At 29.0% G+C, this 17,038-nt stretch carries 15 protein-coding genes; 10 read left to right on the top strand and 5 right to left on the bottom strand.

Annotation, left to right across the window (positions count from 1 at the left end):
- Positions 1 to 48: 48 nt before the first annotated feature.
- Positions 49 to 1,191, top strand: coding sequence for a glycerate kinase (locus EGM88_RS00170; protein WP_123895856.1), 1,143 nt, complete (start codon positions 49 to 51; stop codon positions 1,189 to 1,191).
- A gap of 13 nt (positions 1,192 to 1,204) precedes the next feature.
- Here EGM88_RS00170 and EGM88_RS00165 read toward each other — a convergent pair whose 3' ends face one another.
- Complete coding sequence (locus tag EGM88_RS00165; protein ID WP_123895855.1) at positions 1,205 to 2,440, bottom strand: MFS transporter; 1,236 nt, start codon at positions 2,438 to 2,440, stop codon at positions 1,205 to 1,207.
- A gap of 204 nt (positions 2,441 to 2,644) precedes the next feature.
- On the opposite strand from EGM88_RS00165, the gene EGM88_RS00160 reads away from it, so the two are divergent.
- The 6 genes from EGM88_RS00160 (at position 2,645) to EGM88_RS00135 (ending at position 9,261) form a co-directional block, all read left to right on the top strand.
- The gene (locus tag EGM88_RS00160; protein ID WP_123895854.1) at positions 2,645 to 3,106 is read left to right on the top strand and encodes a GbsR/MarR family transcriptional regulator; all 462 of its coding nucleotides are present in this window, start codon (positions 2,645 to 2,647) and stop codon (positions 3,104 to 3,106) included.
- 60 nt (positions 3,107 to 3,166) lie between these two features.
- Positions 3,167 to 5,530, top strand: coding sequence for a patatin-like phospholipase family protein (locus EGM88_RS00155; RefSeq protein WP_123895853.1), 2,364 nt, complete (start codon positions 3,167 to 3,169; stop codon positions 5,528 to 5,530).
- Positions 5,531 to 5,720: 190 nt separating this feature from the next.
- Entirely contained in the window at positions 5,721 to 7,415 is a 1,695-nt protein-coding gene (locus EGM88_RS00150; protein WP_123895852.1) for a histidinol-phosphatase HisJ family protein, read from the top strand.
- Between the two features lie 208 nt (positions 7,416 to 7,623).
- Entirely contained in the window at positions 7,624 to 8,187 is a 564-nt protein-coding gene (locus EGM88_RS00145; RefSeq protein ID WP_123895851.1) for a TetR/AcrR family transcriptional regulator, read from the top strand.
- A gap of 63 nt (positions 8,188 to 8,250) precedes the next feature.
- A complete protein-coding gene (locus EGM88_RS00140; RefSeq protein ID WP_123895850.1) occupies positions 8,251 to 8,691 on the top strand; it encodes a hypothetical protein in 441 nt (146 codons plus the stop codon).
- Positions 8,692 to 8,703: 12 nt separating this feature from the next.
- The gene (locus EGM88_RS00135) at positions 8,704 to 9,261 is read left to right on the top strand and encodes a carboxymuconolactone decarboxylase family protein (protein WP_123895849.1); all 558 of its coding nucleotides are present in this window, start codon (positions 8,704 to 8,706) and stop codon (positions 9,259 to 9,261) included.
- 60 nt (positions 9,262 to 9,321) lie between these two features.
- Here the strand turns inward: EGM88_RS00135 and EGM88_RS00130 are convergent, their stop codons facing one another.
- Positions 9,322 to 9,930, bottom strand: a complete 609-nt coding sequence (locus EGM88_RS00130) for a TolC family protein (RefSeq protein ID WP_238988329.1) — start codon at positions 9,928 to 9,930, stop codon at positions 9,322 to 9,324.
- Between the two features lie 13 nt (positions 9,931 to 9,943).
- On the opposite strand from EGM88_RS00130, the gene EGM88_RS00125 reads away from it, so the two are divergent.
- Positions 9,944 to 10,141 carry a helix-turn-helix domain-containing protein gene (locus EGM88_RS00125; RefSeq protein ID WP_123895847.1) on the top strand — a complete coding sequence of 66 codons (198 nt, stop codon included), beginning with the start codon at positions 9,944 to 9,946 and terminating at the stop codon, positions 10,139 to 10,141.
- 182 nt (positions 10,142 to 10,323) lie between these two features.
- Complete coding sequence (locus tag EGM88_RS00120; RefSeq protein WP_123895990.1) at positions 10,324 to 12,102, top strand: ABC transporter ATP-binding protein; 1,779 nt, start codon at positions 10,324 to 10,326, stop codon at positions 12,100 to 12,102.
- Positions 12,103 to 12,191: 89 nt separating this feature from the next.
- Here the strand turns inward: EGM88_RS00120 and mnmE are convergent, their stop codons facing one another.
- Entirely contained in the window at positions 12,192 to 13,604 is a 1,413-nt protein-coding gene (gene mnmE / locus EGM88_RS00115) for a tRNA uridine-5-carboxymethylaminomethyl(34) synthesis GTPase MnmE (RefSeq protein WP_123895846.1), read from the bottom strand.
- Between the two features lie 205 nt (positions 13,605 to 13,809).
- Here mnmE and EGM88_RS00110 point away from each other — a divergent pair, with 205 nt between their 5' ends.
- Entirely contained in the window at positions 13,810 to 14,145 is a 336-nt protein-coding gene (locus EGM88_RS00110) for a DUF4870 domain-containing protein (protein ID WP_123895845.1), read from the top strand.
- A gap of 550 nt (positions 14,146 to 14,695) precedes the next feature.
- Here the strand turns inward: EGM88_RS00110 and miaE are convergent.
- Positions 14,696 to 15,277 (bottom strand): tRNA-(ms[2]io[6]A)-hydroxylase, encoded by a 582-nt coding sequence (gene miaE / locus EGM88_RS00105; RefSeq protein WP_123895844.1) that lies wholly within the window; start codon positions 15,275 to 15,277, stop codon positions 14,696 to 14,698.
- 13 nt (positions 15,278 to 15,290) lie between these two features.
- Positions 15,291 to 17,012 (bottom strand): DNA polymerase III subunit gamma/tau, encoded by a 1,722-nt coding sequence (gene dnaX, locus EGM88_RS00100; RefSeq protein WP_123895843.1) that lies wholly within the window; start codon positions 17,010 to 17,012, stop codon positions 15,291 to 15,293.
- Between the last annotated feature and the right edge of the window lie 26 nt (positions 17,013 to 17,038).

The raw sequence follows: 17,038 nt of genomic DNA, 5'->3' as shown, positions 1-17,038 counted from the left end.
TAGTACTTAAATTTGAGAAGACAAATTTATCATATTTATAAAAAAACTGTGAAAATTGTAATTGCTCCAGATAAATTTAAAGGATCCTTAACAGGATTAGAATTTTGCAATGCGGTTGAAGAAGGAATTCAATCCGTAATTAAAGATGTTGAAATTGTAAAAATGCCATTATCTGATGGAGGTGATGGTACCATAAAAGTTGCGAACCATTATTTGAAAGGAGCATTTATAAAAGTACAGGTAAAAAACCCATTATTTAATAAAATTGAAGCACAATATTTATATTCTAAAAGTACTAAAGTTGCTTTTATAGAAATGGCAGAAGCATCGGGTATTAAGTTACTAAAGCAAGAAGAATTAGATTGTAAAAACACTACTACTTATGGTACAGGGCAGCTTATTTTAGATGCAATAAATAAAGGAGCTAAGTTGATTATAATTGGATTAGGCGGAAGTGCAACTAACGATTGTGGAATAGGAATGGCAACCGCTTTAGGATATCGATTTTTGGATAAAAATAAAAAAGAAGTATATCCTGTAGGTAAAGAACTTTTAAAAATTGTATCTATAGATACCAGTAATGTTTCTACTGCATTAAAAAAGGTGAAATTTAAAATAGCTTGTGATGTGGCCAATCCATTATATGGTAAAAATGGAGCAGCTTATGTTTATGCTCAGCAAAAAGGAGCTTCAGCAGAAGATATTAAATTGTTAGATAAAGGATTAAAGCACTTTTCTATTGTTTTGAATGATCATTTCAATGTTAATCCAACTGATATAATAGGAGCTGGAGCAGCAGGAGGAATGGGAATTGCAACCAAATTATTTTTAGATGGAACATTAGTTTCAGGAATAACTTTAGTAAAAGAAATTGCTCAATTTAAGAAAGAAATTATTGATGCAGATTGGATAATTACTGGAGAAGGAAAGTTAGATAGTCAAACATTTTCAGGAAAAACAATAAGTGGTATTTTAACTGAAGTTCAACACCAAAAAATACGTGTTGCTGCTTTTTGTGGAATTATTGATGTTTCAATAAAAGATTTAAATAAAATGGGTGTTACTTATACGGATTCAGTAATAAATTATGCTGATAATTTAGAAGATGCATTAAAACATAGTTACAGATATGTAAAAGAGATATCAAGTATATTTGCCAAATCACAATTAAAGAAAGTTACAATGTCTTAATCATTCTCCTTTTCTAATTTGCAAAACTATTTTGTTTAAAAACCTTTAAGTTGCTAACCATTAAGGTAATAATAAACCCAAATATGCCTATAAAAGCAAAAGAATATCGTAAATTGGTAAGTTCGGCAATATAACCAATTAAAGGAGGCCCCATTAAAAAGCCTAAAAAACTTACACTAGCCACCGTTGTTAAGGCTATACCAGGAGCAACTTTCTTATTTTTCCCTGCAATACTATATAGGTTAGGTACTACTGTTGAAACTCCAATACCCACTAACATAAAACCAAGTGTAGAGGATATTAAATAAGGAAATAGAACAGCTGTAAATAGTCCAACTGAAATTAAAATACCAGCAAATTGTAACACCTTTTTAGCACCATAACGTCTAACAAATCTATCACCAAAAAATCTACCTGTTGCCATCATAATCATAAATGAAGTATAGCCTAAAATTACTAATGCTCCTTTAATTTTTACTATTTCTTTAAAATAAACACCACTCCAATCAAACATTATACCTTCACTAGCCATACAACAGAACCCTATTACCCCTAACCAAAGTAGGTTTTTATCTGGTTTTGAGAAAAAGCCTTTTCTTACTAATTTTACCTTTCCTCCAGATTTAATTAAGTAGCTATAATTAGTTGTAATAAATAGAAGTCCAATACCAGCAACAATCATAAAATGATTATGAGCTAATAGATTTAAACTCATCATTAATAAACCAAGCAAGGCTCCAGAAAATCCAGCAAGGCTCCACACTCCATGAAAAGAACTCATAATTGTTTTTCTATGTATTTTTTCGGCATAAACTGCCTGTGTGTTTAAAGAGATGTTACAAAAGTTACCTGAAATACCAAATAGGAATAATCCTAAAGCTAATTGCCATTCTTTTGTAGCTAAGCCAAGATTTGTTAAATTAACAATGTAACATAAAATGGCAATAATTAAAATTTCTCGGCTACCATATTTTGTAACTAATCGTCCAGAAAACGGCATTGCAAGTAATTGGCCTATAGGCAATGCTAATAGAATAAAACCCAACTGACCTTCACTTAAATCAAGTGCAGTTTTTATGTCAGGAATGCGACTTGCCCAGGTTGCGAAACACAAACCCATTGTAAAATAAAAAAATGAAACAGCCCAACGTACTCTTTTTAAATAAGATTTTTTTACATGTTGGTAGCCTTTTTCGGCTTTAGGTTTCTTTAGAATTTTGTTTAAAAAACTATAATCTATTAAAGGCATTTTATATTGTAAAAAAAATGATGTGCAAAGGTAGTAGTATTTACTTTTTTAAGGTTATTTTTTGTCATATTATATATGCTCTGTTCTTAGGTGAGAAATGTCACATTATAATAGTAAGTGATTTATGATAAGTGACCAAAAATAGATTAATTAAGTTGGTTCTTGTAATTCAGAACTAAAAAAACCAATTATATTTGTATCAATATGAAAAAAAAATTAACTGATAAGCAAAAAGAACACATCGAAAGTTTGGGTGTAATTTTAGAAGGAATTGGAGTGTCTCCGTCTTCAGCTCGTATTGATGCATTATTGATTGTTACAAATTCTACTGAACTTACCTTTGACGAAATTCGTGAAGATTTAGACCTAAGTAAAAGTGCTACGAGTAATGCTATTAATTATTTATTAAAGGTTAAACGGATAGGATATAAAACAAAACCAGGTGATCGTAAACGTTATTTTTATACACGATTAGGACAATGGAAAAATATACTTACTGACCATTTAGATAAACTCATAACTTATAATAAAGTTATTAAAGAAATATTACAAGAAAGAACTAAAGAAACTAAAGATTTTAATAGGCAATTGGAAGATTTTAGCAATTTTATAGATTTTTATCAAAAGGAGAGCGTAAAGATTATTGAAAATTGGAATAAGATGTAATATTTTTTCCTTTAAAGGTTCGTATGCTTCAGAACTTTTAATAATAACCCAAACTAAAAAATGATTAAACAATTATACGACTTTTTAAAACAAGATTTTAAAGTAAGTTTTATGCAATACAACTTTATAATATTCTTGTTTTTTTTAGTAGGTTCAATTCAATATTTGAATGCACAAGATGATAAACCTATAATAGCATTGGTATTAAGTGGAGGAGGGGCAAAAGGTATTGCACATATACCAACTTTACAAGCTCTAGACTCGTTAGGCATTGTGCCAGATTTAATTATAGGGAATAGTATGGGGAGTATTGTAGGAGGACTTTACGCAATGGGTTATTCAGGAGATAGTATAGCTAATATAGCATTAAATGCAAATTGGGATGAACTTATCGGAGGAAGTGTTTCATTAAAAGATGTAAGTGTTGAAGAAAAAAGTGAGTATAATAAGTATTTAATTGGTTTAGATTGGAAAAAAGGTAAAATAAATACGGGCTCTTATCTGGTAAATGACCAAAACATAAGAGAGTTTATTTCGTCTCTAACATTTCCAAGTTATTCAATTGAAAATTTTGACAACTTGTCCATACCTTTTAGAGCAATAGCTACAGATATTGTAAATGGCAAAGAGGTTATCTTTAATAGCGGTTCTTTATCTTTTGCCATGAGGGCTAGCATGTCTATACCTGGTGCATTTTCTGCTGTACCTTACAAGAATACATTACTAGTAGATGGTGGTTTGTTAAATAATTTTCCAGTAGATATAGCAAAAAAATTGGGTGCAGATATTATTATTGGTAGTGATGTTGGAGTGGGGAAGGTAACAAAGGAAAAACTAAATAATTTAGGAGCTTTGCTTTTTCAAACAGGAATGTTAAATAGTAATTTAAAGACACCTGAAAATAGAAAGCTCTGTGATATTTTAATTGATCATAGTACTAACTTAACATATACTACTGGTGATTTTTCCAAAATTAATGCGATATATAATGAAGGTAAAATAGCTGTTAAACAAAATATGCAAGCCTTAACAGCTTTATCAAAAGAACTTAGTAACTTTATACAAAGAGAGCATAAGTTACCAATTACACAAGATGAATTTATCTTAGATAGCATTGTATATCAAGGTATAAGTAAAGCAAATCTTGCATTAGTTAAGGCTAGAGCTAATATTAAAACTCAAAGAAAATATACACATCAACATATCAAAGAAGGTATCAATAAAGCAATGGGGACAACTATTTTTAACCAAGTTGATGTTACTCCAATAATTGAAAAAAATAAATTAGGTTTAGTTATTAATGCTATTGAAAAATCTAAACATCAAGTTAAAGGTTCTCTTCATTTTGATCGTGATAATGGAGCTGGTCTTATTGTAAATTATACAGGAAGAAATGTTATAGGTAGAGCCTCTCGTTCTCTTATAACTATTGATATTGCCGAAGAGCCCAAAATTCGTATACAATATCTGAAGAATTTTAGTCACGATAGAAATTGGTGGTGGCGTTCAGAATTTTTTGGACAACATTTACGACAAGAAATTTATTTAGGAGGTGAAAATGCTGATAATATGAGGTATCGTTATTTCGAATTTGATAATCAAATAAATAGAAGCTTAAATTCTTTTAAAAGTTATATTGGTCTTGGTGTAAAATATCAAAAAACCCGTTTAAAACCAACAATAGATCCTGAAATTAATGATAATTTATTCAATTTAGATACTTATAGTTTTGGATCTTATGAAATGTATTTACATTATAACTACAATAGTTTAAACGAATCGTTTTATGCTACTCAAGGGGCTGTATTAAAAGGGAGTATTAGTAGATCTTTGCACAATACTATGGATGTAGAATATTATGACTCAATTTTGGATGATGTAAATGGTACAACCAATAATTTTATAAAATTGGGATTAGGCTATGAGAAAAGAATTCCAATAAAACATAAAACTACAGTTATTGTTGGACTAAATGCAGCTTTTATATTTGAAGATGCAACCAATGATAATACTATTCCTTTGTTTGAATTAGGTGTAGGAGCTAAATATTTTCTAGGTGGTAATATTAAAAATCCCAGAAGAGACAGTTATGTTTTACCTGGTTTAAATGAAAGTGAATTAATTGCATCTCAGTTTACAAAACTAAATCTAGGTTTACAGATTAATGCAATGCATAAAATTTACATAACTCCTCACATTAATATCGCTTCCGTTGGCTTTGAAAGTTTTGATGATTATATTAAATATGCGTTTTCAGGAAAAGGAAAATGGCCAGATTCTTATCAGCCAAGCATACTGGCTTCTGCGGGAACTATGCTTTCTTATAATTCAATTTTAGGACCTATAAATTTTGACATATCATGGGTAAATAGTACCAATAAATTTAGAGTTTTTCTTGGCATTGGGCTACATCTTAACATCTAAAGTTGACTATTTATTAAATGAGTAATTTTATGTCTAATCTAATTATTTTCTAAATTATGATAATGGGCTAGCATGCTTTTTTAGTACATGTTAGTTAACATATTTTTAAAACAAATAAGATTTTGGCTTAATATTCTAAACCAATAGTTAACTTTGTATATTAAAAATCAAAATTTAAAGTAATTGATTGATGAAAAAACTAAATGACTTTATTTGGGAGACTCATGGAATACATGCTGGCACTGAACAAGATCAAGTAAAACATGGAATTGATAGATTAGAAAAGGTTGTTGATAAAGCTATTGAAGAAAATCATCCAAGTATAACTTTTATAATACACTCTCCGCGTTTAACAAATTTTAGATATATAGCAGAAAGAGAGACAAATGTTAAATTTATTCGCGGTAATAGGTCTTATTTAAATTATCCTAAACGAATAGCAGATCTGCGTAAAAAGTATGAAGGCAAAATTAATATTAAATATGGCGTTGAGCTTGAATGGATGGGGCCAGATTTAGGATTGCAATGGAGCCGTTCAAAAATATTTCAAGCTGAAGGTGCTGATTATGTTATTGGTTCGGTACATTTCGCTCCTGAAGGTCTTCCTTATGATGGTTCAAAAGAAGAAGCTTTAGAACTTTTAAAAATGAGAGGAAGTTTAGAAGCTTATTGGGATGGCTATTTCAATGAAACCATTCAAATGATTGAATGTTTTGGTGATATGATTCAAATTGTTGGTCATATCGATTTACCAAAACTCAATGTTGATATGCCTGAGGCATTACTAAATTTTGAAACCAGTTCACACCCGTTAGCTAATAAGGTTAGAACCTTATTAGAATTAATTGCCGATCGTAACTTGTCTTTAGATGTTAATATGGCTGGTAAATTTAAAGGAGTAGGGGTGTATCCTATCCAAAGTATTTTAAGAAGAGCCAATGAACTTCAAATTCCAGTATGTGTTGGAACAGATACTCATCATGTACGTTATTATGGATTAAACTTTAAAGAAAGTTTAGAATATATTCAAGAAGCAGGCTACGAAAATTATGTGAGTTATTCAAAATTGATTCCAGAAAATAGAACTATTTATGATGATCATGATTTAAAGGTAAAATATACAGTATTAAATAAAGGTATAGAGTTACTTAATCAGAGATTAGATACTGCACACAGAAGGATTATTCCTGACTTTTCTTTTGGAGGCTCATTTTCTGAATTTTTAGATATCTATAAAAATTCAACAGGAATGGGGGATTATAATGCAATACGTATTCGAAAATTAGGCAAATCGATTACGGTTACTAATGAGATACCTAAATCTACAGATGATTTAGTAAATGGATTGTTTTCTGAACATGTAGATAAACCTGGAGTAATTTCATCTCTTTTTAATACCTTGGCTTCAGAAGGAATAAATGTTGAAACAGCAAGGTTAAAGTCCAATAATGACGGGACAGCTGTTGCATTTTTATCTATAGAAAATGATAATGGAAATATTCAAAACGTTATTGATTTTGTAAATGGTACCAGTGCAAGTGCTGAATTGTTTACCAATTTAACCTATAAAGAAAATGCTAAATTACCCAATTACTATAGAGAGGGAGTTTATTTGTTAGAAATGGATGGTGTTAATTTGAATTTGGCATTAAATGAAAAAGTAATTCTTACTAAACATAATAATGCTCCTGGAGTTCTTTTAATATTACTTTCGGCTTTATCTTCAAAAGACATTAATATTATAGATTTAAGACTTGGAAAATTAAATAATGTTGGATATTCTGCCATTGCTGTAGATGGAGATAGTAATGTGATTCGTAATTTATTAACCAAATTAGGAAATCAATATTATGAAGCTAATTTAATAGAGTTTTATAGTATGTAAATTAAGAATTGAATGTTTTAAGTAGTAAGTTGTTAAGTGCAGACTTATTTTTTTGTGGTAAACTGCAACTTATTTTAGCAAGGGATGCAATTGTCATTCAAAAAAATCCATTTAATATGCTGAATTAAAGGAGGGATTTTGAAATAAAGGTTAAAAAGTTTTTTTATTACTAACCGATTGTTTAGTTTTGCATCGTGTTAAAATACTAATGGCAAGAAAAAAAGAATATAGAGAAGAGGAAGTAATAGAAAAGGCTATGAATTTATTCTGGCGTAATGGTTATGAAACTACATCTATGCAAATGCTAGAAAAAGAAATGGGTATCAATAAATTTTCCATATATTCTAGTTTCGGAAGTAAAAATGGTGTTTTTTTAGAAAGTATAAAATGCTACAAACAAAAATTAAACAAGTTAATAAATAAACTAAAGGCGTCGGAAAAGGGAGTTTTAGGGATTAAGGAATACTTTTATGATTTTATCGAGTTTGCTAGAGAAACTGAATTTGGTAAAGGTTGTTTAGTTACAAATACAGCTAATGAAATTGGACCAGATGCAGACGAAAAGATAAAAGGAGCTTTAACAAACTTTACAAATGAGGTAAAACAAGTTTTTATTAATATTTTAAAAGAAGATACTTCTAAAGACGATAAAATTGTTGAAGAACAAGCGGATTTTTTTCTTATATCTATGTTTGGGTTATCATCGGCCACAAGAGTATTTAGTAAAACACAACTCGAAAATTACATAGAGAATATTTTTTTAAATAAGTAACATTTTTTTTAATCAATAACTAACCGAGCGTTTAGTTATTTAACAATAAGTAAAACAGAAATTATGAACAAATTATTATTTATTACCAATGCATTAATGGCAATTGTTTTATCACGATTTGCCATTTCTAAACTAACAGGATGGGAAATTTCTGTGAAAGCATTTATTGAAATGGCTAAACCTTTAGGGATAGACCCAACCTTTTTTAGAATAGCAACAGGAATACTCATTTCGGTTGTAGTAATTGGTTATTTAGCAACAGCAATTTTTAGTTTAGTTAAAAATAATGCCATAACAAAGTTTAATATCCCTTTTAGCGAATGGGCATTTTATGCTAATCTTTTAGGATTGTTAACTATGGTAGGTGCACTAATAGCTGAGTATACACTTAGAATTGAACCAAAAATGCTATTGGTATACATTGCCTTGGGAATAGTATTATTATCCTCACTGAACATTTTTATTTTAAATAGAAAACAAAAAGTAATTATTAATAAATTATAAATTCAAAAAAAGATGACGACATTAAAAATTCACAATATTGAATCTGCTCCAGAAGAAAGTAAACCATTATTAGAACAATCTCTTAAAACAAATGGTATGATACCTGGGTTACATGGAGTTTTGGCAGGAGCACCAGGCCTATTAGAAGCCTATCAAACACTGCACAAATTATTTACTGATTCTTCTTTTAATAATGAAGAATTAACTGTGGTTTGGCAAACTATTAATGTAGAACATGAATGTCATTATTGTGTGCCGGCCCATACGGCTATAGCCGGAATGATGAAAGTAGATGCTTCTTTAAGTGAGGCATTACGAAATAGAACTGCAATGCCAACTGAGAAATTGCAAGTTTTACATGATTTTACACTTAAAGTTGTACGCAATCGTGGACATGTAACATCAGACGATTTGAATACATTTTACGAAGCAGGTTATGGCGAAAGACAAGTATTAGAAATCATTTTGGGTTTGTCTCAAAAGGTAATTAGTAACTACACAAATCATATTGCTAATACACCAATAGATGCTCCTTTTGAAAAATTTGCATGGAAATCAGTTGAAGCATAATATCATTAATAAGAAAAGTCCAAACCATTTGGTTTGGACTTTTCTTTAACTTAAAATTTTTTAATTCTGCCATCCTCCACCTAAGGCACGATAAAGCTCAATAATAGCTTGCAACTCTTCTTTTTTATCTTCTACCCCCTCTAATTGTGCCGATAATAAACTGTTTTTTGTAGTTAATACATCAGTATAATTGGTGCTAGATGAATATTCTAGTAAAGCTTCTGTAAATTCTACAGATTTTTCAAGAGCAGCTATTTGATGTGCTCTAGAATCTTGTTTTTCTTTAGTCTTGTTGTATGAGTACAAGGCATTCGAAACTTCTGAACCTGCATTTAACCATGCTGCTTTATAATCATAAAAGGACTGTTGTTGCATTGATTTATTAATTTTCAGTGTAGCTTTGTTTGCTCCGTTCGCAAAAATAGGTTGTGTTAATCCTCCTATTAAGTTATAAAATACTGAATTGTCAAAAAAGTCTGATAAACTTAATGAAGAAATGCCTCCATTAGTTGTAATAGTTAAGGAAGGATAAAAGTAAATTTTAGCCAAGTTAACATCTTCAAAAGAACTTCTAAAAACCAATTCTGCTTCTTGAATGTCTAGTTGGTTTCTTAATAGAGAAGCAGGAAAACCTATTTTTAAATTTGAGTAAGCTACTTGTTTATTCAAAGAAGATCTTTTAATAGCACTTGGTAAAAGTGCCCAAAAAATAATTATTGATTATAAAATATTATTTGCAAAAGCATTATTACATCAAATGGATAAATCTGTAGCAGATGTTGCTTATGCTTTAGGTTTTAATGAGGTTGCTAATTTTAATCAATTTTTTAAACATAATGAGGGTGTTACAGCTACCCAATTTCGTAATACTAGCGTTTGATGTTATAACTACTAGTGTTAATTTATTAAAATAAGAATGCCATCTTTTTATTTAGTTTTAAAAAAATATGCTTCAAATTTCATTAGAAATGCATTTTTTTGTAGTAAATATTTCTAAAATGTTTGAAAATATAAAAAAATATAATATTGAATAGAGACCAAAGCAAAAACAAAAAAACAAATATTAGTCTTATAAAACTTTTTATAAAACTAATTAGTTATGTAAAGCCATATAAATTTTTAGTAATTGCTACATTGGCATTAACCATAATAGGTTCTTTTTTGGCCCAAGTAAATGCATTAGTTTTAAGATATGCAGTAGACGAACTCACTAAGCTTACCGAAGCTCATATTGAGTTTAAAGATGGAATTTCTCTTTTACTAACAATTAGTGCAGTATTATTAGTAAAAGAGATGGTTTATGCTCTTATACAATATGGGCAAAAGTTTTATGGAGAAAAAATGAAGATTTACATTTCTCGTGATTTTGCACAGCAAGTTGTAGATAAAATTTTGACTTATAAAATGGCTTTTTATAGCTCTGCAGAGAATGAAAGTGGAAAGCTACAAACTAGAGTTGATTTAGGTATATCAAGTTTAACACAGTTGGTTAAAAATTTTTTTATTGATATTCTTCCGTTATTTTTTAACGCCATTATTGCATTGTTTCTCATTTTTCAGGCCAATGTTTATATAGGCTTGGTTAGTCTAGGTATAATTCCTGTTTTCTTTTATATCAGTAGTTTACAGGCTACAAAACTAAAGGGGTTTAGGCGAAAAATGAGAGGTTTTCGTGAAGCTAGAAATAATGGAATTATAGATTTAATTAATTCTATTACTGTAATTAAATCCTTTACTAGAGAAAATTTAGAAAGTAAAAAACATGAGGCTATTCAGTTAAATATCACTGAAAATCAAATGAAAACTCGACAATTGAGTTTTTTATTTAATAGTGTTAAAGTTTTTATTGAACAATTTGGAGTGGTTATTATTATTATTTTAACTTCCTATTTTGTTTTAAATGGTACCATGACAATTGGTGCAATTATGTTTCATATTTTATTATTTAATAATGTCTCTGCTCCGATTAGAGAATTACATAGAATTTATGATGAAGTGAACGATGCATTAATATATTCAGAAGCTTTTTTTGATATAATGGATGCTAATGAAACAGAATTGACTGGTAAGTATATACCAGAAAATGTAACAGGAACTTTTGAATTAGAAAATGTTGATTTTGTTTATCCTAATGGAACAAAAGCGTTGTTTGATGTTTCTATGGCTATAAAACCAAATACCATTAATGCTTTAGTGGGGTTAAGTGGAGCTGGAAAAAGTACTGTAATAAATTTATTAGATAAGTTTTACGAACCGACTAAAGGGCGTATTCTTTTGGATGGAGTAGATTTAAAGGATTATGATACAACTTGGTTGAGGAATAATATTGGATTGGTATTACAAAAAAATCATATTTTTAATGGAAGTATTAGAGAGAATATTTTATATGGTAAAGAAGATGCTACCGAAGAAGAAGTAATTGGAGCCGCAATAAAAGCACATATTCATGATCAAATAATTCAATTGCCTAAAGGATATAATTCAAAAGCTACGTTACTTTCTGGTGGGCAAAAACAACGGATTGCTATTGCCCGATTGTTTTTGAAAAATCCACCAATTATTTTTCTTGACGAACCAACCGCAAGTTTAGATGCCATTGCTAAAGAACAAATTAAAAAAAGCTTAGATTCTATAAAAGAAGGAAGAACTGTAGTTATTATTTCACATAATATTTCACAAATTATAGATGCAGAAAATGTAATTATTTTAGAAAAAGGAAGGGTGATTGAACAGGGTACCCATGAAGAATTATATAAAAATGAAAATGCATATTTTAAAATTTTTAATGCTATGGCAAATAGCCTTAATTTAGATAAAATAGCAGAAACTTTAAATGAGTAATAGGGTATAGCTTAGTTGTAATCTAAGTTATAGTATTTAGAGTAAAAATAAGTTTTATGGATGTTAGAACCTTTTATGTTCTTTATTTATCACTTTCCGATACAAAAATTAGCAAAAATATTTCCAAGTAAATCTTCAGTAGTAACTTTACCAGTAATCTCCCCTAAGTAGTGTAGGGCTTGACGAATATCAATGGCAATTAAGTCTGAACTTATGTTATTATCTATTCCAGATTGAACATTATTTATTTCAATTAAGGCTTTGTTTAATATTTCAAAGTGACGACTATTACTCACTATAGTTTGATTGTTACTTAAAGCTCCAATATTAGATAATTCGGTCAGTTGATTTTTTAAATTATCAATGCCGTCATTTTCTTTGGCAGAAAGAAATAAAGGATTTTCTATTGTATTTTTAATTAAATTGAATTCTTTTTCAGACAACAAATCAGATTTATTGGCAATAGTAATCATTTTTTTGTCATGGAATTTAGTAGCTACTTTCTCTATTTCATTATTAATTAACTTTAATAGCTTTTTACTGTCGTTCTCATTTTTATTTCTAATTATTGAAGCATCAAAAAGATAAATAATCAACTGAGCTTGGGCTGTTTTTTCAAAAGTCTTTTTTATTCCTATATTTTCAATTTCATCACTAGTTTCTCTAATTCCGGCAGTATCAATAAAACGATAAGCAACACCTTCTATAATTAATTCATCTTCTATAGCATCTCTTGTGGTTCCAGCAATAGAACTCACAATTGCTTTTTCTTCATTTAACAATGCATTTAAAAGGGTTGATTTTCCTACATTAGGTTCTCCTATTATGGCTACAGGAATTCCATTTTTTAATACATTTCCATAAGAGAAAGACTCTATTAATCTTTTTAAAACATTAGAAATTTTTGTAATTAATTTTTGAAAATCACCTCTATTTGCAAATTCTACATCTTCTTCAGAAAAATCTAATTCCAATTCAATTAAAGAAGCAAAATTTAGAAGGTCTTGACGTAAATTTTCAATTTCATTAGAAAAGCCTCCTCTCATTTGTTGCATTGCAATTTGATGAGACGCTTTTGAGTCTGAAGCAATTAAATCGGCAACTGCTTCGGCTTGACTTAAATCTAATTTTCCATTAATAAAAGCACGTAATGTGAACTCTCCTGGATCTGCCATTCGACATCCATTAGTTATAAATAATTGGATAATTTCTTGTTGAATGTAAGAAGAGCCATGACAAGAAATTTCTACTACATCTTCACCAGTATAGGATTGTGGGTTTTTAAAAAGGGTCACTAACACTTCATCAATAATCCGTTTATCATGCACAATATGGCCTAAGTGAACCGTATGGGTTTTCTGATCTATTAATTTTTTTTTATGAATAGATTTAAAAAATTGATTTACAATAGGCAAAGCATTTTTACCAGAAATTCTTATAACCGCAATAGCCCCAGACCCTGAGGGTGTAGCTAATGCTATAATAGTGTCATGTAGTTCCATAAGTGCCTTTCTGAACAAAAGTAATAAATCTATATCTGATAAAAAATATAGAATGTTAGTATTGTTCTAATTTTGTATTACTTGTTACATTAAGGCTTTTTTTTTTTTAAGGTGTTTATATTTTGCTAAATGTTACGTGTATTAAAAGTGTAACATTTTTATTTGTCTGGAGTCATATATATACAATACAACATATACCTCTAGTATGAAAGAGAACAAACAACTATTAGTTATTACACATTTAAGTCAATTGTTAGATCTTGTAACGCTTGTTGGAGGATTTTTAGTTCCATTATTTATTTGGATCACAAATAAAGATAAAGTTTTTGAGATGGATGCACATGGAAAATCTATACTTAATTTTAGGTTAAGCATGATTTTTTATATGATAATTTGTGTTCCTTTAATATTATTTTTTGGATTAGGACTATTAGGATTTTTAATAATTGGACTTTTTTATTTAATTTTTCCTATTATTAATGCGGTAAAAGCAAGTAATAATGAGCCGCCAAACTACCCATTTTCCCTAAAAATTTTATAATCTATAATTCTAATTTTAAATTTTTTATAAAAAAATAGCAACTAATAAATTATAAAATTTGCATTTTTTTTCTTAAAATTAATTTTAAGTTACTGTAAATAAATAAGTTATAAAATTTTAAAAAAACTACCCATTTTCGGGGATTTTTAAAAACACCCAGTTACACTATTGACTTTTATAGAATTAGCACATACATTTGTTTTGTAAAATTTGATAAGAGGGGTATATAATAGAATCGAATTTACTACGTTATAAATATCATAATACTAAAATTAGGGGAGAAAGGAGAGAAGTGAAAATTATGAATGAAGATTCAAAACTACAAGTAGCTTTTCTCCTTCTATTAAACTAAAATTACGTATTTAATAATAAAAGCATTACTCTTAGGAGTTCAACTCAGGGGAGAAAGGAGAGAAGCGAAAAGTTAAGTATGAGCTTAACACTACAAGTAGCTTTTCTCCTTACTATTTTATAAAAACTCTACTTCATAAAATTTTTACTTTTGTAGATAGGTTAATGTATTGTTAAGTAGTTATTTACTTAAGTTTGTTTAACCGTGAACTTTTGCTACTTTTCCACTTTTTTTCATTAATTCAGCTTCGTAAGCTAGTAAATCATTCCATTTTTTATTTACAATGTCTTTGTCTTGATATTTTCTTGCAAACCCTAAGAATAAAGTGTAATGATTTGCTTCTGAAATCATTAAATCTCTATAAAATTTAGCCAATTCTTTATCTTCTAAATTTTCAGAAAAAACTTTAAAACGTTCACAACTTCTAGCTTCAATTAGAGCAGCAACTAGTAACCTTTGAATTAAAGATTCTGTTCTGTCTTTAGTTTTAACAAAAAAAGATTGTAGGTCTTTGGCATAATCGTTTCGTTGAGCTCTGCCTAGTACCATTCCTCTAGCTTTCATTAAATCGTGAACCATTTTAAAATGTTCCATTTCTTCAATGGCTATTTCGCTCATGGCAGATACCAATTCAGTTTCTTCAGAGTAGTTAATAATAATAGAGACGGCATTTGAAGCTGCTTTTTGTTCTAAAAAAGCATGATCGGTTAGTATTTGTTGTAAATCATTTTTTGCAATTTCTGCCCAAGAAGTTTCTGTTTCAAATTTAAGTCCTAACATAATTTCTATATGATTATAAATCGAGTTTAAATTTATTTTTAAGTTTTGCCAAGGCTTTATTTTTTTCTAATAGTTTATTGTATTTTTCTTGAGGGGTATAAGCATACTTTTTCAGATTTTCTTCATTAACTTTGATGTCAAGATCAATACTATAGTTATTTAATTTTTCTCTAAAAGGTCTTAATAATTTAGGTTTTGCTTTTAAAAGTTCATTTTTCATCATTTCACTTGGCATTGTTAGATGAATAATGTTTTTTTCAACCTTAGGTGTATCTGCTTTTAATATAGCTACTAAATTACGTATTCCTTTTTTTTCTAATTGTTGTATGTTTTTCTCCCATAACTCCATAAATTGAGCTTGAGTAAAAGCATCTTTTGGTTTATTTGAATTGTCTTCAATTTCTTCAGTATTATTAGCATTATTCTTTTTTTTATGAATGCTACTTAAAGATAAGGCAGAAGAACGTCTAGTTTTTCTTTTGGCTAAGATTGGCTTTTCTACAACTGATTTATTTTCTAGTTTTATTTTGTTAGGTACAGTGTTTTGTGTTGTATTTGCTGTAGTTGCCGCTATTTGTTTTTTAGTGTCTTTTTTTACTTTAGGTTTAGAAGTACTAATAAAATGTATAGCTGGAATTATGTAGTTTTTACGTTTTTTTTTTTCGTCCGTATTCGGAAAAGTAATTGAAGCCAATTGCATTAAAGTCAATTCTACCAAGAGTCGCTGGTTTTTACTACTTTTATACTTCAAATCACAATCATTTGCTAAATCTATTGCTTTAAGTAAAAAAGAAACGTTACATTTTTTACTTTGTTCGTCATATTGTTTTTTTGTAGCGTCTCCAACTTCTAGTAGAGGAATGGTAACACTATCTTTAGCTACTAATAAATCTCTAAAATGAGATGCTAATCCGGCAATAAAATGATGTCCTTCAAAACCTTTAGATAAAATGTCATTAAATGCGATTAAAACATTTGGAATGTCATTTTTTATAATTAAATCGGTAATTTTAAAATAGGCATCATAGTCTAAAACATTTAAATTTTCTGCTACTGCTTGTCTTGTAATTGTATCACTAGAAAAACTTACTATTCTATCAAAAATAGATAGAGCATCACGCAAAGCACCATCTGCTTTTTGAGCTACAATATGTAAGGCATCATCATCAGCTTTTATGTTCTCTTGTTTGGCAATTTTATGTAAATATTCTTTAATATCAACAACTCCAATTCTTTTAAAATCAAAGATTTGACATCTAGATAAGATAGTAGGAATTATTTTGTGTTTTTCAGTAGTAGCCAAAATAAATATCGCATGTGCAGGAGGCTCTTCTAAGGTTTTTAAAAAAGCATTAAAAGCAGCAGCACTAAGCATGTGTACCTCATCAATTATATATACTTTGTATTTTCCTATTTGGGGAGGTATACGAACTTGGTCTGTTAAATTTCGAATATCGTCAACCGAATTGTTCGAAGCAGCATCTAATTCAAAAATATTAAAAGCAAAATCTTCATTAGGATCAATTTTGTCTAAGTTGGCTTGATTTATTCTTTTTGCCAAAATTCTAGCACATGTGGTTTTACCAACTCCTCGTGGTCCTGTAAATAATAAAGCTTGAGCTAGATGGTTATTTTTTATAGCATTTTCTAAGGTATTTGTAATCGCTTTTTGTCCAACAACATCATCAAAAACTTGAGGTCTATATTTACGTGCCGATACTATAAAATGTTCCATAAAAATGAGAAAATTCAAACAAAAAT

The sequence above is a fragment of the Aureibaculum marinum genome (assembly GCF_003813905.1).
Classification (GTDB): Bacteria; Bacteroidota; Bacteroidia; order Flavobacteriales; family Flavobacteriaceae; genus Aureibaculum; species Aureibaculum marinum.
This window is presented reverse-complemented; position numbering and strand designations above follow the sequence as displayed.

Coding starts and splice junctions, on each gene's coding strand:
- EGM88_RS00165 (WP_123895855.1), bottom strand. CDS start 2,440: ATGCCTTTAATAGATTATAGTTTTTTAAACAAAATTCTAAAGAAACCT.
- EGM88_RS00160 (WP_123895854.1), top strand. CDS start 2,645: ATGAAAAAAAAATTAACTGATAAGCAAAAAGAACACATCGAAAGTTTG.
- EGM88_RS00155 (WP_123895853.1), top strand. CDS start 3,167: ATGATTAAACAATTATACGACTTTTTAAAACAAGATTTTAAAGTAAGT.
- EGM88_RS00150 (WP_123895852.1), top strand. CDS start 5,721: ATGAAAAAACTAAATGACTTTATTTGGGAGACTCATGGAATACATGCT.
- EGM88_RS00145 (WP_123895851.1), top strand. CDS start 7,624: ATGGCAAGAAAAAAAGAATATAGAGAAGAGGAAGTAATAGAAAAGGCT.
- EGM88_RS00140 (WP_123895850.1), top strand. CDS start 8,251: ATGAACAAATTATTATTTATTACCAATGCATTAATGGCAATTGTTTTA.
- EGM88_RS00135 (WP_123895849.1), top strand. CDS start 8,704: ATGACGACATTAAAAATTCACAATATTGAATCTGCTCCAGAAGAAAGT.
- mnmE (WP_123895846.1), bottom strand. CDS start 13,604: ATGGAACTACATGACACTATTATAGCATTAGCTACACCCTCAGGGTCT.
- EGM88_RS00110 (WP_123895845.1), top strand. CDS start 13,810: ATGAAAGAGAACAAACAACTATTAGTTATTACACATTTAAGTCAATTG.
- miaE (WP_123895844.1), bottom strand. CDS start 15,277: ATGTTAGGACTTAAATTTGAAACAGAAACTTCTTGGGCAGAAATTGCA.
- dnaX (WP_123895843.1), bottom strand. CDS start 17,012: ATGGAACATTTTATAGTATCGGCACGTAAATATAGACCTCAAGTTTTT.